This window comes from Streptomyces sp. NPDC000410, from assembly GCF_040300305.1.
Classification (GTDB): domain Bacteria; phylum Actinomycetota; class Actinomycetes; order Streptomycetales; family Streptomycetaceae; genus Streptomyces.
In genome coordinates, this window is the sequence record NZ_JBEPDM010000019.1 from 67,978 (window position 1) to 91,470 (window position 23,493).

Below are 23,493 nucleotides of genomic sequence, written 5' to 3' on the forward strand. Positions count from 1 at the left end.
ACGGAGCACGCGAGGCTTTGCGGCGCGACCTCTGGACGCGGGAACGGATGCGGAGTTCCCTGACATACAGGGGGAGCGCGAGCGCACGTACACGGGGGGCTGTCTTTCCGGGCACAGCTGACCTCTTGGCGGATTGGGGCGCTTTTCGATGACACCTACGCTCGTCCGGCACCATCCCCGTAAGGCATCGACCACGGCATCGGTATCGGCGTCCACGGACCCCGCGGCGCGCGCCCGCGACTGGGCCGAGATCCAGGAGCGCATGCTGGTGCCGCTCTACGAGGCGGTGTACGAGCACCTGGAGGTCGGTCCGGATTCCCGGGTGCTGGGACTGGGCTGCGGCTCAGGACTCGCCCTGCTGATGGCCTCGGCGCGCGGGGCGGGGGTCACGGGCGTCGACACGGATCCGGCCCGGATCGCGCTGGCCCGCGAGCGGCTCACGCCGGAGCCGGACGGCGCACGGGCGGCGGGCGCGGCAGGCGCGGCGCGGCTCGTCGAGGGCGGTCCCGAGGAGGCCGCGGACCCCACACGCGCCCGGTTCACCATGATCACCGCATTTCACCCGATCGGGTGCACGGCGGGGGACTCGGAAGGGCTCGTACCGGCGCTGGAGGCGGCAATTCCGCTCGCCGAGCGCGGCGGGGCGGTCGTCCTGGCCGGGTGGGGCCCGCCGGAGCGCTGCTCCACATCGGCCGTGCTGCGGGTGGCCGCCCGTCTCACCGACCGCCTCCGCACGGGCGGCGGCTGGCGGCCGACCCGGCGCGACGACCTGGAGGACGTGGCGACCCGCGCCGGCCTCAAGCCGGACGGCTCGGGTCGTGTGGCGTGCCCCTTCGGCTACGCGGACGTGGACAGCGCGGTGCGCGGGCTGATGTCGACGGGGCTGTTCGACGCGGCGGTGCGGGCGACGGACCCGGGGCAGGTGGAGAAGGAGGTGGCGGAGGCGCTGCACGCCCATGTGCGGGCGGACGGGGCGGTGTGGATGCCGAACGTCTTCCGGTACCTGATCGCGCGCACACGGTGAGGTTTGGGAGGCGGAGGTCGCCCTACGCCCCCTCCTCCTTCGTCAGCCGCGGGATCCCCGCCGCCCGGTAGGCCTCGGCCTCCTCCAGGGTCTCGTTGACGAGCAGCGCCGCCGCCAGGGCGTCCAGGCGGTCGCGGTTGTCGCGGAGTTGGTGGCAGGCGCTCTCGTAGCACTCGTCGACGATGCGCCGCATCTCGTGGTCGACGGTGTCCAGCGTCGCCGGGGCGGCGGTGAGGCCGTACGGCTCCTGCGCGTCCGAGGGGACCGCGGTGAGGCGGCCGACCCGCTCGCTCATGCCCCAGCGGCCCACCATGCCCCGGGCGAGCCGGGTGACCTGCTCCAGGTCGCTCTCCGAGCCGGTGGTGACAACCCCGAACACGACGCTCTCGGCCGCCATCCCGCCGAGCGCGCCCACGATCCGTCCGCGCAGGTACTCCTCCGTGTACGCGTATCTGTCGGCGTCCGGGGTCGACAGGGTGACCCCCAGCGCACGGCCGCGCGGCACGATCGTGATCTTGCGAACGGGGTCGGCGCCCGGCTGGAGCATGCCGAGCAGGGCGTGGCCGCTCTCGTGGTACGCGGTCCTGCGCCGCTCCTCCTCGGGCATCACGAGTGAGCGTTCCGCACCGAGCTGGACCTTCTCCAGGGCGTCGGAGAGATCGCTCTGGGTGACCTCCCGCTGCCGCCGCTTCACCGCGAGCAGCGCGGCCTCGTTGGCGAGGTTGGCGAGTTCGGCGCCGGTCATGCCCGGGGTCGTACGGGCCACCTGGGCCAGGTCGACGCCCTCGGCGAGCGGGATCTCCCGGGTGTGGATCCGCAGGATCGCTTCGCGGCCGCCCCGGTCGGGCGGGCTGACCTGCACGATGCGGTCGAAGCGGCCGGGGCGGGTGAGCGCGGGGTCGAGGACGTCGGCACGGTTCGTGGCGGCGAGCACGACCACGCCCTCCGAGCCGGTGAATCCGTCCATCTCGGTGAGGATCTGATTGAGGGTCTGCTCGCGCTCGTCGTGGCCCCCCAGTCCCGCCCCGCCGCCGCGCACCCGTCCGATCGTGTCGATCTCGTCGATGAACACGATCGCCGGGGCGACCTTGCGGGCCTCGGCGAACAGTTCCCGTACCCGCGAGGCGCCCACGCCGACGATCATCTCGATGAACTCGGAGGCCGACGCGGAGAAGAACGGTACGCGCGCCTCGCCCGCCACGGCCCGCGCGAGCAGCGTCTTCCCGGTGCCCGGCGGGCCCGCGAGCAGGACCCCGCCGGGCATCCGGGCGCCCATCTCCCAGTACGTCTGCGGCTTCTTGAGGAAGTCGACGACATCGTCGAGCTCGCCCGCGACCTCGTCGATCCCCGCCACGTCCTCGAACGTGGTCCGCCTGCCCGCCGTCACCTCGACGGGTTTCGGCGGCGCCTTGCGGCCCAGCATCCCGCCGCCCAGCCCTCCGCCCATCCGGCGGGCGATGAACACCCACAGCAGGACGAGCAGCACGATCGGCGCGAGCGAGATCAGCAGATTGGCGAGCAGTCCGCGCTGGGCGACAACCGGTTCGGCCGTCACGGTCACACCCTTCTGGGTGAGCTGCGCCCAGAGGTTGTCATCGGCGAAGGCGGGCCGCTGGGTGGTGAATTTGGTGTAGTCCCCCTCGCCGCCCGGTACCGGCTTCTTGTTCTTCAGCTCGCCCTGGATGGCGTCGCCCTTGGCGTAGATCTTGGTGACGTTGTCCGCGGTGACCTGTTTGCTGAACTCGGTGTACGAGATCGTCGGCTCGTCGCCCTCCGTGAAGTACGACAGCGCCAGATTGGCGAGCACGAAGACGGCGATCGCGGCGACGGTGAGTCCGATCCAGCCGCCGGGCATCTTCCTCTTGGGCGGCGGCGCGCCCTCGGAGCGCCAGGGCTGGTCGGTGCGGTCGCGCGGGGGTACGGAATTTGCCACGCCTGCCCTCCTGCCCTGCTGCCTCGCCGACCTGCTCGCTCCGGTGGTCTCCGGCCGGACCTCTGCCCATGACCGCACAGATCCGGCAGCCCCGCCACCCGGGCACCGCGCAGGACGGGGCCCGCGCACACGGCGGAGGGCCCCGCGGTCATCCGACCGCGGGGCCCTCCGAGTGATCGCCGTGGGCGTCAGCCCATGAACTTCTTGAACTCGTCCGGGAGCTCGAAGTCCTGGCCCGCGCCGCCTCCGGCCGGCAGGCCGAACGCACCGCCCTGGGCGGCCTGCTCGCGGCGCGCCGCGGCCGCCTGCTCCTCGGCCTTGCGCTTCATCGGGTTACCGCTCTTGCGCTTGCCCTTGGCCTGCTTCTGCTGCTTCTTCTGGCGACCGGGGCCGCCGCCCATGCCGGGGATCCCCGGCATGCCGGGCATGCCGCCGCCCTGCGCCATGCGCGACATCATCTTGCGCGCCTCGAAGAACCGCTCGACCAGGCCCTTCACGGCGCTGACGTCGACACCGGAGCCCTTGGCGATACGGGCGCGGCGCGAGCCGTTGATGATCGTCGGCTCCTGGCGCTCGGCCGGGGTCATCGACTTGATGATCGCGGCCGTGCGGTCCACGTCCCGCTCGTCGATGTTGTTGATCTGGTCCTTGATCTGACCCATGCCGGGCAGCATGCCGAGCAGCTTGCTGATGCTGCCCATCTTCCTGACCTGCTCCATCTGCGCCAGGAAGTCGTCGAGCGTGAAGTCCTTGCCCTGACTGCTCGCCAGCTTGGAGGCCATCTTGGCGGCCTCTTCCTGGCTGAAGGTCTGCTCGGCCTTCTCGATGAGCGAGAGCACGTCGCCCATGCCGAGGATGCGGGACGCCATGCGGTCCGGGTGGAACGCGTCGAAGTCGTCCAGCTTCTCGCCGTTCGAGGCGAACATGATCTGCTTGCCGGTGACGTGCGCGATCGACAGCGCGGCACCACCGCGCGCGTCGCCGTCCAGCTTGGAGAGCACGACGCCGTCGAAGCCGACGCCGTCGCGGAAGGCCTCCGCGGTGTTGACCGCGTCCTGGCCGATCATCGCGTCGACGACGAAGAGGACCTCGTCGGGGCTGACCGCGTCACGGATGTCCGCGGCCTGCTGCATCATCTCCTGGTCGATACCGAGGCGGCCCGCGGTGTCGACGATGACGATGTCGTGGACCTTCGACTTCGCGTACTCGATCGACTCCTTGGCGACCTGCACCGGGTCGCCCACGCCGTTGCCCGGCTGCGGTGCGAAGACGGCGACACCGGCGCGCTCGGCGACGACGGCCAGCTGGTTCACCGCGTTCGGACGCTGGAGGTCGGCGGCGACGAGCAGCGGGGAGTGGCCCTGGCCCTTGAGCCAGAGGCCGAGCTTTCCGGCGAGGGTCGTCTTACCGGCACCCTGGAGACCCGCGAGCATGATCACGGTGGGCGCGGTCTTGGCGAACCGCAGTCGGCGCGTCTCGCCGCCGAGGATGCCGATGAGCTCCTCGTTGACGATCTTGATGACCTGCTGCGCCGGGTTCAGTGCCTGGGAGACCTCGGAACCGAGGGCGCGCTCCTTGATCTGCTTGATGAAGGCGCGCACGACGGGCAGCGCCACGTCGGCCTCGAGCAGCGCGATACGGATCTCACGTGCCGTGGCGTCGATGTCCGCCTCGGACAGGCGGCCCTTGCCCCGGAGGTTCTTGAATGTCGCTGCAAGGCGGTCGGAGAGGGTATCGAACACGGCGGTCGCGGATCCTCAGGTGTCGGGGGCAGGCGGACAGATGACCCCAAGGGTATCCGCCCGCGCGGCGTGGGGTCTGCCCCCTGTGGACAAGCCCACGTCGGCCGTCAGCCGCGCAGGGCGTTTTCGAGCGCCCGGGCCACCTCCACGGCCTCCTCCGCCGGCAGCGGCGCACCGTCGGGGTCGGTGACGTAGAACGCGTCCACCGCGTTCGCGCCCAGCGTCGACACATGGGCGCTGCGCACCCGTACGGCCGCCGATTCGAGGGCGTGCCCGATGCGGTGCAGCAGCCCGGGGGCGTCCTGCGCGCGCACCTCGATGACCGTGGCGAGCCGGGACTGCGCCGGGGCGACCGTCACCCGGGGCGGCGGCGCCTTCACCCCGCGCCGTCTCGGGTACGCGGCGTCGCGCTCGGCGAGTCTGGCCGGGATGTCCAGCGAGCCGTCGAGGGCGCGTACGAGATCGGCGCGCAGCCGGGCGGCCTGCGGCAGCGAGCCGTACGCGGCCGCGACCCGCCAGCTGAGCACGAGGACGGCTCCGGGGCCCACCTCGCTCGGCAGCTCGATCGCGCGCAGATCGGCGGCCCGGACGGTGAGCCGGTGCAGGGCGAGCACGCCCGCCGCCGCGGGCAGTACGCCCGGCTGGTCGGGCACGGCGATCAGCAGCTCGACGCCGACGGGGTCCGGCTCGCCGTCCGGCTCGTGGGGCTCGGGCTGGGTGTGCAGGGCGAGTACGGGTCCGCCGGTGCGCAGCGCCTCGATGGCGAGCCGTTCCTGTTCGGCGCTCGGAGCGGTGGGTTCCGGCTGTGCGGGGGCCTCTCCCGCGAGCACCCCGCCGACCCGTTTCACCAGGTCGGCGACGAGTGAGCCGCGCCAGGCGGACCAGGCGGCGGGGCCGGTCGCGAGCGCGTCCGCCTCGGTGAGGGCGTGCAGCAGCTCCAGCGTGCCCGCCGATCCCACGACCGAGGCGACCGCGCGGATCGTCGCCGGATCGTCCAGGTCGCGCCGGGTCGCGGTCTCGATGAGCAGCAGGTGGTGCCGTACGAGGGTGGCGATGACGCCCACGTCGTGCTGGTCGAAGCCGATCCGTGTCGCGACGTCGCGGGCGATCGTCTCCCCGGCCACCGAGTGGTCGCCGGGCCAGCCCTTGCCGATGTCGTGCAGCAGCGCGGCGACGAGGAGCAGGTCGGGGCGGCCGACCCGGCGGGTGAGGGCCGAGGCGCGTACGGCGGCCTCGACCAGGTGGCGGTCGACGGTCCAGGTGTGCACGGGGTTGCGCTGGGGACGGCAGCGCACGCGCTCCCAGTCCGGCAGCAGCCGCGTGATCAGTCCCTCGGCCTCCAGTGCCTCCCACACGCCGACGGTGGGCTCTCCCGCGCCGAGCAGGGTGACGAGCTCCTCGCGGGCCTCGGCCGGCCAGGGCACGGGCAGCGGCCCCGTGGCTGTGGCGAGGTGGCGTACGGCGTGCAGGGAGAGCGGCAGCCCCGACTGGGCGGCCGCGGCGGCGGCCCGCAGCGGCAGGACCGGGTCGCGTTCCGGCCTGGCGGTGCGGGCGAGGACGGCCTCTCCGTCCATCTCGACGACGCCGTCGGCGAGCGGGGTCCGCTCGGGTTCGGGCCGGCGGCCGCCGCCGAGCATGGCGCGCAGGCGGGGCCGTCCGGAGCGGGCCTTGAGCACCCGGTTCACCTCGCGCCAGGTGACGTCGGAGGCGTACGAGACCGTCCGCGCGGCCTCGTAGACCTGCCGCAGCAGCGCGTCGGCGTCGAGCAGGCCCAGTTCCTCGGCGACCTGGTCGTGTTCCTGGAGGGCGAGCCGGTCGGTGGCGCGCCCGGTGGACAGATGCAGGGCGTCGCGGGTGTCGAGGAGGGCGCGCCGCGCGTCGGCGAGTCCCTCGCGGGGCGCGTCGGCGAGCCAGGAGGCGGCGACGGCCTGCAGGGCGGTGGCGTCGCGCAGTCCGCCGCGCGCCTCCTTGAGGTCGGGTTCCAGCAGGAACTGCAGCTCGCCCTGCCGCTCCGCCCGGTCGCGGCAGAGCTCGTGGAGCTCGGGGAGGCGTTTGGGGGCCTGGTTGCGCCAGTCGGCGAGGACTGCTGTGCGCAGCCCCGCGAGCATTCCCAGGTCTCCGGCGACCGCGCGTGCGTCGAGCAGCCCGAGCTGCACCTTGAGGTCGTCGCCCGCGGTCCTGCGGGCCTCCGCGGAGGTGCGGACGGAGTGGTCCAGCGCCAGTCCCAGATCCCATACCGGGTACCAGATCCGGTCGGCGAGGGAGGCGATCCTCCCGGGGTCGGCGCTGCCGTCGTGCAGCAGGAGGAGGTCGAGGTCGCTGCGTGGCGAGAGTTCGCCGCGTCCGTATCCGCCGACGGCGACGAGGGCCGCGCCGCGTACGCCCGCCTCCGCCGCGGCGGTGGTGAACAGCGCGCCCAGCCAGTCGTCGGTCAGCCGGGCGAGGGCGCTACGGCGCGGCGGCCCGGACCGCGCCTTCTCCTGGAGGAGGCGCAGCCGGGCCGCCGCGTAACCGCTGGGTCCCGAGTCTTCTGCTTCCGTGGCTTCATCGAGGCTCGTCACCCAGCAACTCCCGTCTACCAGCGCGTCCGGGGCCTACAGCGCGTCCGGGCCGCGTTCGCCGGTCCGGACCCGGACCGCCGTCTCGACCGGCACGCTCCACACCTTGCCGTCTCCGATCTTGCCGGTTCGGGCCGCCTTCACCACGACGTCGATGAGCTGTTCGGCGTCATCGTCCTCCACCAGGACCTCGATACGGATCTTGGGGACGAGGTCGACGGTGTACTCGGCACCCCGGTAGACCTCGGTGTGGCCGCGCTGCCGTCCGTAGCCGCTGGCCTCGGTGACCGTGAGGCCCTGGATCCCGAAGGCCTGCAGGGCCTCCTTGATCTCGTCCAGCCGGTGCGGCTTCACGACCGCGGTGATGAGCTTCATGCGTCCACCTTCTTGTTCGGCGCTGCTGCGGCTCCGGATGAGGCTGCCGCGATGTCGGCGGAGGGAACGGCCTTGCGGGATCCGGCGCCGCCGCCCGCTCCGCTGAAGTCGTACGCGGTCTCGGCGTGCTCGACCTGGTCGATGCCGGAGATCTCGTCGTCCTCGGGGACCCGCATACCGATCGTCCGGTCGAGGACGAAGGCGAGGATCGCGGAGACGATCAGAGAGTAGGCGAGGACCGCGAAGACGCCGATGGCCTGCTTGCCGAGCTGTTCGAAGCCGCCGCCGTAGAACAGGCCCTTGGCCTTGGACTGGACACCGCCGGTGGCGAAGAAGCCGACGAGGAGGGAGCCGGCGACACCGCCGACCAGGTGAACGCCGACGACGTCGAGGGAGTCGTCGTAGCCGAACTTGTACTTCAGGCCGACGGCCATGGCGCAGAGCACACCGGCGATGGCGCCGACGGCGATCGCGCCGAGCGGGCTCACCGAGCCGCCGGACGGGGTGATGGCGACCAGGCCCGCGACCGCGCCGGAGGCGGCGCCCAGGGTGGTGAAGGAGCCGTGGCGGATCTTCTCGTACGCGAGCCAGGCGAGCATCGCGGCGGCGGTGGCGACCTGCGTGTTGACGAACATGACCGCGCCGACGCCGTCGTCGTTGCCGAGCCAGGAGCCGGCGTTGAAGCCGAACCAGCCGAACCACAGCAGACCGGCGCCGAGCATCACCAGCGGCAGGCTGTGCGGGCGCATCGGGTCCTTCTTGAAGCCGATGCGCTTGCCGATGACCAGGATCACTCCGAGGGCTGCGGCACCGGCGTTGATGTGGACGGCCGTGCCGCCGGCGAAGTCGATGACGCCCATCTCGAACAGCCAGCCGCCCGTGCCCCACACCCAGTGCGCGACCGGGAAGTAGACGACGGTGACCCACAGGGCGATGAACAGCGCCCAGGCGGTGAACTTGACCCGGTCCGCGAGCGCACCGCTGATCAGCGCGGGCGTGATGATCGCGAACATCAGCTGGAAGACGGCGAAGACGTACACCGGGATGGTGTAGCCGTCCCACAGCTGGGTGACGCCGATGCCGCTCAGTCCGACGTAGTCGGAGGACCAGGCGATGACGGAGCCGGAGTCGGTGCCGAAGGCGAGGCTGAAGCCGTACAGCACCCACAGGATCGTGACGATCCCGAGGCTGATGAAACTCATCATCAGCATGTTGAGGGTGCTCTTGACGCGAACCATGCCTCCGTAGAAGAAGGCCAGGCCCGGTGTCATGAGCATCACCAGGGCGGAACAGATGAGCATGAATCCGGTGTTGGCGGCAGACAGCTCGGGGGCGTCTGCGGCAAGCGTCGTGATGCCTGGAGGCATCGGCGTCTCCTCGTCGTCGGTACGGCTGTGCGGGGCGGGGAGCCTTCAGGACCGGCCGACCTGTGGGGGCCGGCACAGCTGGTGCGGCTGTACCCGGTGCGGCTGCCTATGGAGTCGGCCGGTTATGGCCCAGAGGTTGGCGCGCCGCCGTTTCCGCCGATGCAGCTCGATGTTTCGCGGTAGTGACGAAGAGATGGGGCGTGTTACACCCCGATGAACTGTCGCTGACGATCCTGTCCCCGGGCATACCATCCGGCTGTCCGGGGGAAGTCCTGCCGACCGCGCCCGGTCACACCGCTTCGGCGGTCTCGGGCAGCTGGGCGGTGAGCAGATCGGTGAGGTGCGCGACCTCGGCGACGTCGCCGAAGTCCCTGGCGGCCGTGTCGACGGTCTTGCGCAGCCGGGTGTTGACCCGCTCGGAGCGGACCCGTTTGGCGATGTGCAGCGCACGCTCGGCGAGCTGGGTGGACTGCTCCGGCTCCTTCTTCAGCAAGTGCACCGTGGCCATGCCGACGAGGTTGAGTGCATACGAGCGCTGGTGCTCGTCGTCCTTGCCGAACAGCTCGACGGCGCGCTCCATGACCGGCTCGGCGAGCGAGGCGTACGTGGGGCTGCGGCCCGCGACATAGGCCAGGTCCCGGTAGGAGTGGGCGTTCTCCCCGTTGAGCTCGGCCTCGGAGAAGAAGCGGATCCAGTCGGGCTCGGCCTCGTCGCATTCGAGGGCGTCGGCGAAGGTGTCCTCGGCCATGCGGACGGCCCGCTTGGTCTTGCTGGGCTGGCCCATGTTGGCGTACGCCCGCGCCTCCATCGCATACAGCATCGCCTGGGTGCGCGGGGTGGCGCAGTCGCGGCTTCCGTACTGCGCGAGGTGGATGAGCTCCAGGGCGTCGTCGGGACGGCCCAGGTGGATCATCTGGCGGCTCATCGAGGACAGGATGTACGAGCCCAGGGGCTTGTCACCGGCCTCCTTGGCGGCGTGCAGGGCGAGGACGAAGTACTTCTGGGCGGTGGGCTGGAGGCCCACGTCGTAACTCATCCAGCCGGCGAGCTCGGCCAGCTCGGCCGCGCAGCGGAACAGCCGCCGGGAGGTGGTGTGGGGCTGGGGCTCCTGGAGCAGGTCGGTCACTTCGTGGAGCTGGCCGACGACGGCCTTGCGCCGTAGCCCGCCGCCGCACTGGGCGTCCCACTGGCGGAACATCGCGGTGGTGGACTCCAGCAGGTCCAGCTCCGGCTTGGAGAGCCGGGAGGGGCGCCGCAGGGCGGCCGGCTCCGGCGGCCCGGCCTCCGAGGAGGGGCTGGGAACGAGCCAGCGCTGCATGGGCTCGATGAGCGCGGGGCCCGCGGAGAGCGCGAGGGACGTACCGAGGAAGCCGCGGCGGGCGAGCATCAGGTCGCTGCGGGAGAACTCGCTGAGGAGGGCGACGGTCTGCGGTCCGGCCCAGGGCAGGTCGACTCCGGAGACGGACGGTGACTGGTGCGCCGTACGCAGACCGAGGTCCTCGATGGCGACGACGCTGCCGAACCGTTCGGAGAACAGCTCGGAGAGGATGCGCGGGATCGGTTCGCGCGGCTGCTCGCCGTCGAGCCACCGGCGCACGCGCGAGGTGTCCGTGCTGATGTGGTGCGCGCCCATCTGGCGTGCTCTGCGGTTGACCTGCCGCGCCAGCTCGCCCTTCGACCAGCCGCTGCGCACGAACCACGAGCTCAGCTGCTCGTTCGGGCGCTTGCCGGTGGCCGTACCGTCTGCGCCGCTGCCGCTCACTGGAACGCCCCCATCCATGGTGCCTTCATCACGTGAACCCGTATCAGAATGCCGTGACTTACTGCCCTCCGTACGGAGGTTGCAAGCCCATCGAGGCGGCACAGGGATCCGACTTGCCTCCGGCATACCCGTGGGCGCGCAGATTTCCAGGGTTCGTGTACCGAAAGTAATCCTACGATCACGGCTCAGGCCATGGCGATTCCGCAATCGCCACCATTCGCCACCCCTTCGAATGAACTCGCCCCGGGCCAGGCGCGATTCACTTGACACGCAACGAAACCAGGAGCGGACGGAGTGTTGCGCGTCAGGGCGCGTGGGCGGAAGCGCGCCACCCCGGGTGCCTCTGGGCGCCGCCTCGGCCGACGTGGCGGCAACTCTGTGTCACACAGAAACTCCGGTTCGTAACCACCGGCGAGTTCGACCCGTTGGAGGGGGCATGGGCTTCACGATCGGCAGCGGCCGGGGGGTCCGGGAGATCCGGCCCGGCTCACGGCGGCGCGGCCGCACGACAGAGTGCACGGCGGTGGCCGAGTACACAGGACTGTGGGGCTGGGACGTGGTCCCGGGCGCGCGGGCTTCCGCGGGGCGCTGCTCCTGCGGGGATGCGTCGTGCACGTCCCCGGGCGCGCATCCGCTGGCCTTCGCGCCCGAACTCCCGGCGGGCGCGACGCTCGACGACGCGACGAAGGCGTGGGCGCGGGTGCCGGGGGCGGCGGTCCTGCTCCCGGTGGGCCGCTCCTTCGACGTCCTGGACGTCGCGGAGCCGGTCGGCCGCCGGGCGCTCGTCCGGCTCGAACGGATGGGCCTCCCGCTGGGCCCGGTGTGCGCCACCCCGACCGGGCGCGCGCAGTTCTTCGTGGCCCCGGGGGCGTCCTCGGAGCTGCCCGAGCTCCTGTACCGGATGGGCTGGGACGACGCCGATCTGGACCTGCACTGCCTGGGCTCGGGCACCCACGTCACCGCCCCGCCCTCGGACCACGCGGGCCTCGGCCCGACGCGGTGGCTGCGCCCGCCGTCCCTGGACACGACGAGCGTGCCGCCGCAGGCACGTCTGCTGCTGGGCACGCTGGCGTACATCTGCCACCGCTCGACGACGACGTAGCCCTGAGGCCCCCGGGGGGGGCGGGTCGGGCCGTGCGGGTGGGGGGCGCCTGCGGCGGGCCTCCCCCCGCCCCGCCCCTTCCCGAAAACTGGGGGCGCCGCCCCCAGCCCCCCGTACGGCCTTCGGCCGTGTCCTCAAACGCCGGACGGGCTCAGAATCAGCCCCGCCGGCGATCGAGGCGCGGGGTCCGGGGCGGAGCCCCAGTTGCGGGAAGGGGCGGGTAGGGGAACAAGCCCGCCACAGGCACCCCCCACCCCCGCCCCAGGCCGCCCACCTCCCCGGGGCCGGCGCCAAAGCCAGGGGCCCCGGGGAGGGATCCCCCGGGAAACACCGTCCCGCTAGTCGCCGATCAGGGCGTCGACGAACGCCTCCGGCTCGAAGGGCGCCAGATCGTCCGCGCCCTCGCCGAGGCCGATGAGCTTGACCGGGACGCCCAGCTCGCGCTGGACGGCGATCACGATGCCACCCTTCGCCGTGCCGTCGAGCTTCGTGAGCACGATGCCCGTGATGTCGACCACCTCGGCGAAGACCCGCGCCTGGACCAGCCCGTTCTGGCCGGTCGTCGCGTCGAGGACCAGCAGGACCTCGTCCAGCGGGCCGTGCTTCTCCACGACGCGCTTGACCTTGCCGAGCTCGTCCATCAGGCCGGTCTTCGTGTGCAGCCGGCCCGCCGTGTCGATGAGGACGACGTCCGCGCCCTCCGCGATGCCTTCCTTGACCGCGTCGAAGGCGATCGACGCCGGGTCGCCGCCCTCGGGCCCGCGTACCGTACGCGCGCCGACGCGCTCGCCCCAGGTCTGCAGCTGGTCCGCCGCCGCCGCCCGGAACGTGTCCGCCGCGCCGAGCACGACCGACCGCCCGTCGGCCACCAGCACCCGCGCCAGCTTGCCCGTGGTCGTGGTCTTGCCGGTGCCGTTGACGCCGACGACCATCACGACACCCGGGGTGTCCAGCCCGCTCTCGGTCTTCACCGCGCGGTCGAAGTCCGTGTCCAGCAGCGCGAGCAGCTCCTCGCGGAGCAGTCCGCGCAGCTCGTCCGGCGTGCGCGTGCCCAGCACCTTCACCCGCTCGCGCAGGTGCTCCACCAGCTCCTGCGTCGGTGCGACGCCGACGTCCGCGGTGAGGAGCGTGTCCTCGATCTCCTCCCAGGTCTCCTCGTCGAGGTGCTCGCGCGACAGCAGGGTGAGCAGCCCCTTGCCGAGCGTGTTCTGCGAGCGGGCCAGCCGGGCGCGGAGCCGTACGAGACGGCCCGCGGTCGGCTCCGGGATCTCGATCTCGGGGGCCGCGGGCGCCTCGGGCGCCGCCACGACCGGAGCCTCGGCGACCGGCGCCTCGGCCGTGGGGAGGTCGACCTCCTCGATGGTGCGGCGCGGTTCTTCCCGTGGGGTCTCCGCTTCCTCGCCGACATGCGGCTCGGCGGGCGGAGCTGTGATGGTCGGCGTGCTCGGCGGGGCCGAGGGCGGCAGCTGCTTCTTCTTGCGGCTGCTGACCACGAGCCCGCTGATTGCGCCGACCGCGACCAGAGCGATGACTACAGCAAGGATGACGGTTTCGAGGATTCCCATAACGCACCCAGTATCGGGCACGCCTCCTGACGGAAGGCGGCCCCGGAGGATCAGACAAGAAGATTGCTCACCATTTGGACCTTTGGGGGGATCGTACGATGGATGAGGCCCTGGCCTCGTCGGCCCGGATTCCGCCTGGCTTACCCCCCACATCTGTACGGAGCCTCTTCATGCCCCACGCCTCCGAAACCGAAGGCGCGATAGAGACCCGCGGCCTCGAGCCCGTCCCCCACGACGAGCGCACCGGCCACGTCCGCGAACTCTTCCCGACCTGGGTCGCCGCGAACATCAGTGTGCTTCTGCTCACGATGGGCGCCGGCCTGATCGTCTTCAACGGCCTCAACATCTGGCAGGTCCTGGTCGTGGGGATCACGGCGCCCGTCCTGTCGTACGGGATCGTCGGCCTGATCTCCCTCGCGGGCAAGCGCGGCGGCTCTCCCGGCATGGCGCTGTCCCGCGCGGTCTTCGGCCAGCGCGGCAACCTCTTCCCCGGTTCGCTGATCTGGGTGGCCCGCTGGGGCTGGGAGACCATCAACGCGGTCACCGGCGCCTACGCCGTCCTGACCGTGCTCGATCTGCTCTTCGGCATCAAGTCCAACACCGCGCTGATCGTGATCACGCTGCTGTTCTTCGTCGCGGCGACCTTCCTGGTCTCCGGCCTCGGCATCAACGCCCTGCGGGTGTGCAGCAAGTGGTCGACGTACCTCTTCGGCGCCTTCTCGGTGCTCGTACTGGTCCACCTGGTCGCGAACACCGACTGGTCGGCCGTCCTCGACAAGCCGGCCGGCTCCACGTCGATGCTGATCGCCGGGATCGGCACGATCGCGGCGGGCGGCATCAGCTGGGTTCCCTCCGGTCCGGACTTCACCCGCTACCTGCCGCACACCGCGTCGAACCGCGCGGTGGTCGCCTCGACGGTCGGCGGCGCCGGCATCGTCGTCCTGCCGATGGTTCTGATGGGTGCGGTGATGGCGGTGGCCACGCCGGATCTCGCCTCGGCCCAGGACCCGGTGTCGTTCATCGGCGAGCTGCTGCCGGCCTGGATCTCGGTGCCGTATCTGCTGATCGCGCTGATCGGCATGCTGCTCATCAACTCGATGTCGATGTACTCCGCCGGTTTCACCGCGCAGACGCTGGGCATCAAGGTGCCGCGCGCCTGGGCCGTCAGCGTCAACGCGGTCATCTCGCTCGTCTTCGGCTTCCTGCTGATGGTGGTGGCGACCAGCTTCATCGGTTCGTTCATCTCCTTCCTGACGCTGCTCGCGGTGGCGTTCTCCGCGTGGATCGGCGTGTTCGGAGTCGACATGCTGCGCCGCCGTACGTACGACGGCGAGGCTCTGATGGACACCACGCGCACCAGCGCCTACTGGTACCGGGGCGGGTTCGCCTGGCAGGCCATGTCCGCCTGGGCCCTGGCGCTCGTGGTCGGTCTGCTCTTCACCAAGGTCGACTGGTTCGCCGGTCCGCTGGCGTCGTCGTTCATCGGCGAGAACGGCCTGGGCTGGGGCGTGACGATCGTCGTCGCCGCGCTGCTGTACGCGGTGCTGCCCCGTACGGCCGCCGAGCGCGCGCCCGAGCCCACGCACGAGCCCGCTCCGGAGCCCGCGACTGTTTCCATCTGACGTAGCGTCAGCTAACGTCCCCTTCGCCACGCTCGACGCATCCGGCGGAGGGGACGTTTCGTCATGGCCTTCACAGTCGTCCGGTTCAACCTCGTCGACCCGAACGCGACCCCCGAATCCCTCGCGGACCGCTACCGCGCCGCCCTGGAGATGGCCGTGTACGCCGACGATCGCGGTGTGGACACCGTCCAGACCGAGGAGCACCACGGCGCCGCGAACAACTGGCTGCCCTCCCCGTTCGCCTTCGCGGGCGCGGTCTTCGGCGCGACCCGCCGGATCGCGGTCACCGTTTCGGCGATCATCGGCCCGCTGCACGATCCGCTGCGGCTCGCCGAGGAGATCGCCGTACTCGATCTGCTGAGCCGGGGGCGTCTGGTCACGGTCGCGGGCATCGGCTACCGGCCTGAGGAGTACGCGGCCCACGGCGTCGACTGGAAGAGGCGCGGCGCGCTCCAGGACGAGCTCCTGGACACCCTTCTCGCGGCGTGGACCGGCGAGGAGTTCACCTATCGGGGGCGTACGGTACGGGTCACCCCGCGCCCGTACACCCAGCCGCATCCGATGCTGCTGGTCGGCGGCTCCTCGAAGGCCGCGGCCCGGCGCGCCGCCCGCCTGGGGCTGCCGTTCTTCCCCAGCGCTCATCTGCCCGAGATCGAGGCGTACTACCACCGGCTGCGCGAGGAGTACGGGACGGACGGCTTCTGCACGATGCCGGCGGAGCGGACCCCGCTGCTGCACATAGCGGAGGACCCGGACGAGACCTGGGCCCGCTACGGAGAGCACTTCCTGCACGAGGCGCACACGTACGCCTCCTGGCAGTCCGAGGACATCCGCTCGGCGGTGAGGTCGGCGGCGACGACGGTGGACGAGCTGCGCGCGGAGGGGGTGTACCGGATCGTCACGCCGGAGGAGTGCGTATCGCTCGCCGCCGACAGTCTCGTCCTGCATCCGCTGTGCGGCGGCATGCCGGTCGACGAGGGGTGGCGCAGCGTGCACCTGTTCTGCGAACAGGTGCTGCCCCGGCTCAAGGGCTGAGCCGGGGCAGTTCCGTGGCCATCGGTGGCCGAGGAGAGGGGCAGCGGGGATTAGCCCATCTCCTCCAACGCCTTGCCCTTCGTCTCCGGCACCCACTTGAGGATGAAGGGGATCGAGAGCAGGGCGAAGAATGTGTAGATCACGTACGCGCCCGAGAGATTCCAGTCCGAGAGGGGCGGGAAGGTCACGGTGATCAGCCAGTTGGCGATCCACTGGGCCGAGGCGGCCACACCCAGCGCGGCGGCGCGGATCTTGCCGGGGAACATCTCACCGAGCAGCACCCACACCACGACGCCCCAGGAGAGCGCGAAGAAGAGCACGAAGAAGTTGGCGGCGAAGAGAGCGACCGTGCCCTGCAGGCTGGGCAGCGAGACCTCGCCGCCGACCTCGGTCTTGTACGAGAACGCCCAGGCAGCCAGGCCCAGCGAGACCGCCATGCCGGCGGAGCCGATGAGTGCGAGGGGCTTGCGGCCGATCCGGTCGACGAGGAGCATCGCGATCACCGTGCCGATGATGTTCACGATGGACGTCTCGAAGGAGTAGAAGAACGAGCTCTCCGGGTCGATACCGACGGACTGCCACAGCGAGGAGCTGTAGTAGAAGATCACGTTGATGCCGACGAGCTGCTGGAAGACGGAGAGGCCGATCCCGACCCACACGATCGGCAGGAAGAGGAACTTGCCGCCGAGCAGGTCCTTGAACGTGGGCTTCTGCTCGTGGCGCATGTTGAGCTCGATCTCGGTGACCCGCTTGTCCAGGTCCACCTCGGTGCCCTCGACGTCGCGGAGCACCTTGCGGGCCTGCTCGGTGCGGCCGACGGAGATGAGATAGCGGGGCGACTCGGGGATGACGAAGGAGAGCAGCCCGTAGAGCACGGCCGGGACCACCATGATGCCGAGCATCCACTGCCAGGCCTCGAGGCCGCCGATCTCGCCGCGCTGCTCGCCGCCCGCGAGATTGAGGATGCCGAAGTTGACGAGCTGTGAGACGGCGATGCCGGTGACGATGGCGGCCTGCTGGAAGGAGGCCAGGCGGCCTCGGTACGCGGGCGGCGAGACCTCGGCGATGTAGGCCGGGGCGATGACCGAGGCCATGCCGATGGCGATGCCGCCGATGACCCGCCACAGGGCGAGGTCCCAGAGCGCGAAGGGCAGCGCGGAGCCGAGTGCGCTGGCGGTGAACAGCACGGCGGCGATCTGCATGACGCGGATGCGGCCGATGCGGTCGGCGATCCGGCCGGCGGTCGCGGCCCCGATGGCACAGCCGATCAGCGCGGCGGCGATGACCTGGGCCAGTACCTCGGAACCGACGTCGAAGCGGTCCCGGATCGCCACGACGGCCCCGTTGATCACCGCACTGTCGTAGCCGAAGAGGAAGCCGCCCATCGCGGCCGCGGCCGCGATGAAGATGACATGGCTGAGATGCTCCGGCCGGGCCTTGCGGCCTTCGGGCTGCGCCTGCGGTGTGCTGGTCACATGTACTCCTGGGGCCGCCCGGCAGCGGCGCCGGGCGTCGGGGGCGAGCCCTTCAAGTGGCGCACAAGAACACGCCGCCCACCACTTGAAGGTAAAAGCAACGCTGCAGAGACTATGCGTTCAGGTTTCGAAGTCAAGGGGCGGAGCAGTGGGAATCCCTCCGTAAGGCTCAGCCAGTTGAGTTCAAGTCTTGAAGATCGGTCTCAGCGAAGACGCTGGCTGATGACCTTGGAGACGCCGTCACCCTGCATGGACACTCCGTAGAGCGCGTCCGCGACCTCCATCGTCCGCTTCTGGTGCGTGATCACGATCAGCTGGGAGCTCTCCTGGAGTTCCCGCATGATCCGGATCAGCCGCTGGAGGTTGGTGTCGTCCAGCGCCGCCTCGACCTCGTCCATCACGTAGAACGGGCTCGGCCGTGCCTTGAAGATCGACACCAGCATGGCCACGGCGGTCAGCGACCGCTCGCCGCCGGACAGCAGCGACAGCCGCTTCACCTTCTTGCCCGGCGGGCGGGCCTCGACATCGACCCCCGTGGTGAGCATGTTGTCCGGGTCGGTCAGGACGAGCCGGCCCTCACCACCCGGGAAGAGCCGCGAGAAGACGCCCTCGAACTCGCGCGCCGTGTCCCGGTACGCCTCGGTGAACACCTGCTCGACGCGCTCGTCGACCTCCTTGACCACCTGGAGCAGATCCGCGCGGGTCTTCTTCAGGTCTTCGAGCTGCTCGGAGAGGAACTTGTGGCGTTCCTCCAGCGCGGCGAACTCCTCCAGGGCGAGCGGATTCACCTTTCCGAGTTGCTGATACGCCCGTTCGGCGGACTTGAGCCGTTTCTCCTGCTCGGCGCGGACGAAGGGCCGGGGCTGGTTGCTCGGGTGCTCCGGGTCGTCCGGAAGGTCCTCGCCCCCGGCGGGCGGCGACGGCGGTACGAGCTGGTCGGGGCCGTATTCGGAGACCAGACCGGCCGGCTCGACGCCGAGCTCCTCCAGGGCCTTGGCCTCCAGCTGCTCGATCCGCATCCGCTTCTCGGCGCCGAGGACCTCGCCACGGTGCACCGAGTCGGTCAGCTTGTCCAGCTCGCTCTTGAGGTCACGGCCCTCGTTGCGCGCCACCGCCAGGTCCCGCTCGCGCTCCGCCTTGGCGCGCTCGGCCGCGGCCCGCTCCTCCTCGGCCCGTACGAGGGAGACCTCCACGTGCGCGAGAAGCTGCCGGGCGCCGCTCGCCACGGCCGCCGCGACGTCGGCCTCGTACCGCAGCCGGGTGCGCAACCGCTCAGCCCGCGCCCGCGCCTCGCGCTCGGCGCGCGCCCCGCGGTCGAGCGCGTCGGCGCGCCCCGAGAGCCCCTTCACCCGCTCCTCGTGGGTACGGGCCTGGAGCCTGGCCTCCATCTCGGTCTGGCGCGCGTTGGCACCGTCGGCCGCGAGCCGGTCCCGCACGGAGGTGTCCGGCTCCTCCTCGACCGGGGTCTCCTCGGCCACCGCCAGCCGCTCGGCCAGCTCCTCGGCCTCGTACGTCGCCTTCTCCAGCGCCTCCTGGGCGCGGGCGGCCGCCGCGGCCGTCCGCTCGGCCTCCCCCGCGGCGCCGCGCGCCTGACCCGCGAGCCGCCCCAGCTGCTGGGCGAAGCCCGCCTTCTCCTTCTCGGCCGCGCGCCGGCGCTCCCCCAACTCCTCGACGAGCCCGGCACATTCCCTGCGCCGGTCCGTCGCCTCGTGCTGCTGCCCGGCCAGCTCCTCGCACCGTACGGCCAGCTCCGCCAGTCCGGCCGCGGCCTCGTCCACGGCCGCCTGCACCTCCAGCAGGCTGGGCGCCCCCGCGGACCCGCCCTGCGCGAAGTGCGCCCCGAGCACGTCCCCCTCGGCGGTGACGGCGATCAGCTCCGGCCGCGCCTGCACCAGGTCCTCGGCGTCCTCCAGCGTCCCGACGACCACCATGTCCCGTACGAGCCGCTCCACCGCGGGCATCAACTCGCGTGGTCCCCGCACCAGGTCGACGACCCGGGCCGGTCCGTGCGCGGCTGCCTCGGCACCGGCCGGCGGAGCCTCGGCCGTCCCAGGCACGGCACCGGCCGGCGGAGCCTCGGCCCTCCCGTCCGCGGCACCGCTCACCGTGGCGGACGCCCCGGTCGGCGAGGCACCGCCCGTCCCGGTGGAGAGCAGCAAGGACGCGCGCCCCGCGTCCTGCTTGCGGAGCAGGCGGATCGCGTCCGCCGCCGTCGACGGGTCGGTCGCCGCGAGGGCGTCCGCCGCCGCGCCGAGGGCCGCCGCGACGGCGATCTCGTGGCCCGGGGTCACGGACAGGAGCTCCGACGCCGAGCCGAGGAGACCGTTCAGGCGGTCCTTCGCGGCCAGCAGCGCGCCCGTACCGTCCTTGCGGCGCAGGCCCTGGGCGAGGGCGTCGTGGCGGGCGGCGAGGGCCGCGCGTCTGCGTTCGGCAGCCGTGGCCGCCTCCCGGGCCGCGGACAACGCCGACTCCGCATCGCCCAGTTCACGCTTCGCGGCCTCGTGCCGGTCCGCGAGCTCCGAGTCGTCCGCGTCCAGCCCGTCGACCTCGGCCTTGAGCTGCTCGTACTCCTCCTGCGCGGCGACCGCCCGCTCCTGCGCCTCGTCGCGGGCCGCCGCGAGCCGGCCGATCTCCGCCTGGGCGGAGGCCGCGCGCGAACGAGCGGCGTTGACCTGCCCGTTCAGCCGGGCCAGGCCCTCGCGCCGGTCGGCGATCGACCGGGCCACGTCCTTCAGCCGCCGCTCCTCGACAGCGAGCTCGCGCTCCAGTTCGGCACGGTGCGCGACCGTGTCCTCCAGGGCCCGCTCCGCGGCCTCCAGCGCGGCCTCCAGCTCCGCCTCCTGCTCGCGGATCCGGGCGGCCTCGCGCTCCATGTCCTCGGGATCCCGGCCACGCCGCTCCTCCGCCGGCGCCGAGGTCGCGCTCTTGACCCGGGCGTCGGCCAGCGAGACCGTACCGCGCACCCGTTCGGCCAGCTGCGACAGTTCGTACCAGGTCTGCTGGGCGCGCTGGAGCCGCGGCGCGAGCCGCCGTACCTCGTCCTCCAGCTCCGCCTCGCGCGCCAGCGCCGCCTTCAGCTCCGCCTCGGCGCTCTCCTTGCGCTCCTTGAGCGCCGCCTCGTCCGCGATCTCGGAGCGCAGGGCCTCCCGCAGCCGTACGAGATCGTCGGCGAGCAGCCGCAGCCGGGCGTCGCGCAGGTCGGCCTGGATGACGGTGGCCCGCCGCGCCACCGCGGCCTGCCGGCCCAGCGGCTTGAGCTGCCGCCGCAGTTCATCGGTCAGGTCCTGGACGCGCGCGAGATTCGCCTGCATCGCGTCGAGCTTGCGCAGCGCCTTCTCTTTGCGCTTGCGGTGTTTGAGTACGCCCGCGGCCTCCTCGATGAACGCCCGCCGGCCCATGGGGTCCGCGTGCAGAACGGAATCGAGCTGGCCCTGTCCGACGATGACGTGCATCTCGCGGCCGATACCGGAGTCGGAGAGCAGTTCCTGAATGTCCAGCAGCCGGCAGGTGTCGCCGTTGATCTGGTATTCACTGCCGCCGTTGCGGAACATGATCCGCGTGATCGTGACCTCGGCGTACTCGATCGGCAGCGCGCCGTCGGAGTTGTCGATCGTCAGGGAGACCTCGGCCCGCCCGAGCGGCGGCCGGCCGGTCGTCCCGGCGAAGATCACGTCCTCCATCTTGCCGCCGCGCAGGGATTTCGCTCCCTGCTCGCCCATGACCCAGGACAGCGCGTCCACCACATTGGACTTGCCTGAACCGTTCGGCCCCACGACGCAGGTGATTCCGGGCTCGAAACGCAGTGTCGTGGCGGAGGCGAAGGATTTGAACCCGCGGAGGGTAAGGGCCTTGAGGTGCACGCAGCCGGACTCTACCTTTCACCTCGGTTTCACGCATGAAGGTGCAGGGCACATCAGACGGTAAAGGAAGGCTTACGGGCAGCGAAACAAAGAAAGAAGGGACGCCGAAGCGTCCCTTGCATGCGTAGCTTTGCGCATACGTACCTTGCGTGAGTGTTTCTCACCTGATCCCGAAGGGGGGATGACATCAGGTGAGCGCAGGCTCCGCCTTGGATACGTCGATGTCGATGCCTTCGAGCAGCGACTCGCCATGGTGCTGTGCGGCGGCAGCGCTCAGCGCGTCGTTCTCGGACTGGATCCGTACGAGCTCGGACTCCAGGTCCTGGACGCGCTGCTGAAGCCGTCGCATCTCGGCGAGGAGTCGCGGGTCGGAACCGCCGACGTAACCGAGAAGCGCCTTTGCCATGATGGATGGTCCTCCACACTGAGTGACCGACCGATGCGGTGTGGGTCGTGAGGGATTTCGCACCCGCGGTGCTCGGCAGCGGCTTGTCATCACTGCGGTTCTTACTGCCAAACAGCTAAGGTGCGCGGGGCTTCCAGCGTCTCACCAAAAAGTTTGACGGTCAACACGATCACGCCCCGTATCGGCGGGCAACCCGGGGGTCGCGGCCGCGAATCACACGGCGGCGGCTCTCCAGCGGGGCCCTGGGGGCGTAGAGATCATCCTTACTGCCGCAGCCTGGCACGACAAGCCCCTATCTGGCAACCACCAGGCTCTTTCCCTCGAACGAGCGTGCACGGGGCAGTCATCTGAACACACCGCGTGGCCTCGAAACGGCGTACGTGATCAGCGGATCGCGAATCCGTCATATCCGCCCCTCGGGACACCCCAGATCTCGGTGACCCCGTCGACGCTGCCGGGCGTGTCGTCGGAGCGAAGCCACTCCAGCAAGCGGTGGCAATTCTCACGTGGCCCCTCGGCGACAATCTGCACCCGGCCGTCGTCGAGATTGAGCGCGAAGCCCTCGATCGCGCCGATCTCCATGGCGTTCTCCCTGGTGAACCAGCGGAAGCCCACGCGCTGTACTCGCCCGCGTACCCAGGCCGTGAGCCGTACATGTTCATTCATTGCCGCAAGGTAACCGCCCAATTCCTCAGGGAGCACATCGCCCCCCTCGTGCCTTGGCGTACAGTCGCGACCCGATGAACGTCACCCGTTCGGGTGCGCCATTGTGTCGAGGCAGAGAACCGGGAAGCACGGAAAGGGCCAGCGGAATGGGACGCCACCGCCGGAAGAACCGGGCCACAGGCCCCGTACGCACCGGACTGCTCGGGGCCTGCGCCGCCATGGCGGTGGGCGCTGTCGCCGTGGCCACCGGTGTGCTCCCGGGCGGTGAGAAGTTCGTCGTGGGCAGCGGCAGCACCAGCGGTGAGCAGATACGCACCGACGGACCCGGACAGCTGAACGCCCAGGGCGGCGCCTCCGCCACCCCGTCGGACCGCCCCTCGACCGCCGCGACCCGCAGCGCCGAGCGCGTGCCGGTGACCCCCTCGGCGTCTCCGTCCTCGGCGTCCGCCAAGCCGTCGTCCCCGACGCCTTCGAAGACGTCCGAGGCACCCGAGCCGAAGAAGCCGACGACGGCGCCGGAGAAGAGCGAGAACGCGACGCCGGAGCGCCGGGCCGCTCCCCCGAAGCCCTCCCGGAGCAAGGCACCGTCCGGCGCGGTCGCGGCCGAGGCCACCGTGCTGAGCCTCGTGAACGCGGAGCGCGCGAAGGTGGGCTGCTCCCCGGTGCGCGCCGACGCCTCCCTCGGCGCTCTCGCCGGCGCCTTCAGCGCGGACATGGCCGCGCGCGGCTTCTTCGACCACACCGACCCGGACGGCGACGATCCGTGGGACCGGGCCAGGCAGTCCGGTGTCAGCGGGCTGGGCGGGGAGAACATCGCCCGGGGCCAGGCCGACGCCCGGACGGTGATGGACTCCTGGATGAACAGCGACGGCCATCGCGCGAACATCCTCAACTGCGACTACAAGACGCTCGGCGTGGGCGTGCACTTCGCCGACGGCGGTCCCTGGTGGACCCAGGACTTCGGCTTCTGAGGCCGCACACGCCGGTGAGTCTTCGCCGAG

General features: G+C 71.2%; 16 protein-coding genes. 5 read left to right on the forward strand and 11 right to left on the reverse strand.

What is annotated here, in order from left to right:
* Positions 1-148 precede the first annotated feature (148 nt).
* Entirely contained in the window at positions 149-1,024 is an 876-nt protein-coding gene (locus ABT342_RS20395) for a methyltransferase domain-containing protein (RefSeq protein WP_351575458.1), read from the forward strand.
* Positions 1,025-1,046: 22 nt separating this feature from the next.
* Here the strand turns inward: ABT342_RS20395 and ftsH are convergent, their stop codons facing one another.
* The 6 genes from ftsH to nsdA all read right to left on the reverse strand — a co-directional run bounded on the left by ftsH (position 1,047) and on the right by nsdA (position 10,761).
* Complete coding sequence (ftsH, locus tag ABT342_RS20400) at positions 1,047-2,957, reverse strand: ATP-dependent zinc metalloprotease FtsH (RefSeq protein WP_351575461.1); 1,911 nt, start codon at positions 2,955-2,957, stop codon at positions 1,047-1,049.
* 188 nt (positions 2,958-3,145) lie between these two features.
* On the reverse strand, positions 3,146-4,699 hold the full coding sequence (ffh, locus tag ABT342_RS20405; protein WP_351575464.1) for a signal recognition particle protein: 1,554 nt from the start codon (positions 4,697-4,699) through the stop codon (positions 3,146-3,148).
* A 107-nt stretch (positions 4,700-4,806) separates the two neighbouring features.
* Positions 4,807-7,260, reverse strand: coding sequence for a [protein-PII] uridylyltransferase (locus tag ABT342_RS20410; RefSeq protein ID WP_351575466.1), 2,454 nt, complete (start codon positions 7,258-7,260; stop codon positions 4,807-4,809).
* 33 nt (positions 7,261-7,293) lie between these two features.
* Positions 7,294-7,632 (reverse strand): P-II family nitrogen regulator, encoded by a 339-nt coding sequence (locus tag ABT342_RS20415; RefSeq protein WP_242330074.1) that lies wholly within the window; start codon positions 7,630-7,632, stop codon positions 7,294-7,296.
* Positions 7,629-8,999 carry an ammonium transporter gene (locus tag ABT342_RS20420; RefSeq protein ID WP_351575469.1) on the reverse strand — a complete coding sequence of 457 codons (1,371 nt, stop codon included), beginning with the start codon at positions 8,997-8,999 and terminating at the stop codon, positions 7,629-7,631. Before ABT342_RS20420 ends, ABT342_RS20415 begins: the two co-directional genes overlap by 4 nt.
* Before the next feature lie 289 nt (positions 9,000-9,288).
* Positions 9,289-10,761 carry a transcriptional repressor NsdA gene (nsdA, locus tag ABT342_RS20425; protein WP_351575472.1) on the reverse strand — a complete coding sequence of 491 codons (1,473 nt, stop codon included), beginning with the start codon at positions 10,759-10,761 and terminating at the stop codon, positions 9,289-9,291.
* A gap of 436 nt (positions 10,762-11,197) precedes the next feature.
* Here nsdA and ABT342_RS20430 point away from each other — a divergent pair, with 436 nt between their 5' ends.
* Positions 11,198-11,863, forward strand: a complete 666-nt coding sequence (locus tag ABT342_RS20430) for a bifunctional DNA primase/polymerase (RefSeq protein ID WP_351575475.1) — start codon at positions 11,198-11,200, stop codon at positions 11,861-11,863.
* Positions 11,864-12,201: 338 nt separating this feature from the next.
* Here ABT342_RS20430 and ftsY read toward each other — a convergent pair whose 3' ends face one another.
* Positions 12,202-13,428 carry a signal recognition particle-docking protein FtsY gene (gene ftsY, locus ABT342_RS20435; protein ID WP_351575478.1) on the reverse strand — a complete coding sequence of 409 codons (1,227 nt, stop codon included), beginning with the start codon at positions 13,426-13,428 and terminating at the stop codon, positions 12,202-12,204.
* A gap of 170 nt (positions 13,429-13,598) precedes the next feature.
* Between ftsY and ABT342_RS20440 the strand changes: the two genes are divergently transcribed.
* Positions 13,599-15,050: a cytosine permease gene (locus tag ABT342_RS20440; RefSeq protein WP_351575481.1), complete on the forward strand. Its 1,452-nt coding sequence runs from the start codon at positions 13,599-13,601 to the stop codon at positions 15,048-15,050.
* Positions 15,051-15,113: 63 nt separating this feature from the next.
* Entirely contained in the window at positions 15,114-16,085 is a 972-nt protein-coding gene (locus ABT342_RS20445) for an LLM class flavin-dependent oxidoreductase (RefSeq protein WP_351575484.1), read from the forward strand.
* A 50-nt stretch (positions 16,086-16,135) separates the two neighbouring features.
* Here ABT342_RS20445 and ABT342_RS20450 read toward each other — a convergent pair whose 3' ends face one another.
* The 4 genes from ABT342_RS20450 to ABT342_RS20465 form a co-directional block, all read right to left on the reverse strand.
* The gene (locus ABT342_RS20450; protein ID WP_351575487.1) at positions 16,136-17,560 is read right to left on the reverse strand and encodes a sugar porter family MFS transporter; all 1,425 of its coding nucleotides are present in this window, start codon (positions 17,558-17,560) and stop codon (positions 16,136-16,138) included.
* Between the two features lie 203 nt (positions 17,561-17,763).
* Positions 17,764-21,420: a chromosome segregation SMC family protein gene (locus ABT342_RS20455; protein WP_351575490.1), complete on the reverse strand. Its 3,657-nt coding sequence runs from the start codon at positions 21,418-21,420 to the stop codon at positions 17,764-17,766.
* A gap of 187 nt (positions 21,421-21,607) precedes the next feature.
* On the reverse strand, positions 21,608-21,826 hold the full coding sequence (locus ABT342_RS20460; RefSeq protein ID WP_351575493.1) for a hypothetical protein: 219 nt from the start codon (positions 21,824-21,826) through the stop codon (positions 21,608-21,610).
* 384 nt (positions 21,827-22,210) lie between these two features.
* Positions 22,211-22,492 carry an acylphosphatase gene (locus ABT342_RS20465; protein WP_351575496.1) on the reverse strand — a complete coding sequence of 94 codons (282 nt, stop codon included), beginning with the start codon at positions 22,490-22,492 and terminating at the stop codon, positions 22,211-22,213.
* A 146-nt stretch (positions 22,493-22,638) separates the two neighbouring features.
* On the opposite strand from ABT342_RS20465, the gene ABT342_RS20470 reads away from it, so the two are divergent.
* The gene (locus ABT342_RS20470) at positions 22,639-23,463 is read left to right on the forward strand and encodes a CAP domain-containing protein (protein WP_351575498.1); all 825 of its coding nucleotides are present in this window, start codon (positions 22,639-22,641) and stop codon (positions 23,461-23,463) included.
* Positions 23,464-23,493: the final 30 nt, after the last annotated feature.

Coding starts and splice junctions, on each gene's coding strand:
- ABT342_RS20395 (WP_351575458.1), top strand. CDS start 149: ATGACACCTACGCTCGTCCGGCACCATCCCCGTAAGGCATCGACCACG.
- ABT342_RS20415 (WP_242330074.1), bottom strand. CDS start 7,632: ATGAAGCTCATCACCGCGGTCGTGAAGCCGCACCGGCTGGACGAGATC.
- ABT342_RS20420 (WP_351575469.1), bottom strand. CDS start 8,999: ATGCCTCCAGGCATCACGACGCTTGCCGCAGACGCCCCCGAGCTGTCT.
- ABT342_RS20430 (WP_351575475.1), top strand. CDS start 11,198: ATGGGCTTCACGATCGGCAGCGGCCGGGGGGTCCGGGAGATCCGGCCC.
- ftsY (WP_351575478.1), bottom strand. CDS start 13,428: ATGGGAATCCTCGAAACCGTCATCCTTGCTGTAGTCATCGCTCTGGTC.
- ABT342_RS20440 (WP_351575481.1), top strand. CDS start 13,599: ATGCCCCACGCCTCCGAAACCGAAGGCGCGATAGAGACCCGCGGCCTC.
- ABT342_RS20445 (WP_351575484.1), top strand. CDS start 15,114: ATGGCCTTCACAGTCGTCCGGTTCAACCTCGTCGACCCGAACGCGACC.
- ABT342_RS20460 (WP_351575493.1), bottom strand. CDS start 21,826: ATGGCAAAGGCGCTTCTCGGTTACGTCGGCGGTTCCGACCCGCGACTC.
- ABT342_RS20465 (WP_351575496.1), bottom strand. CDS start 22,492: ATGAATGAACATGTACGGCTCACGGCCTGGGTACGCGGGCGAGTACAG.
- ABT342_RS20470 (WP_351575498.1), top strand. CDS start 22,639: ATGGGACGCCACCGCCGGAAGAACCGGGCCACAGGCCCCGTACGCACC.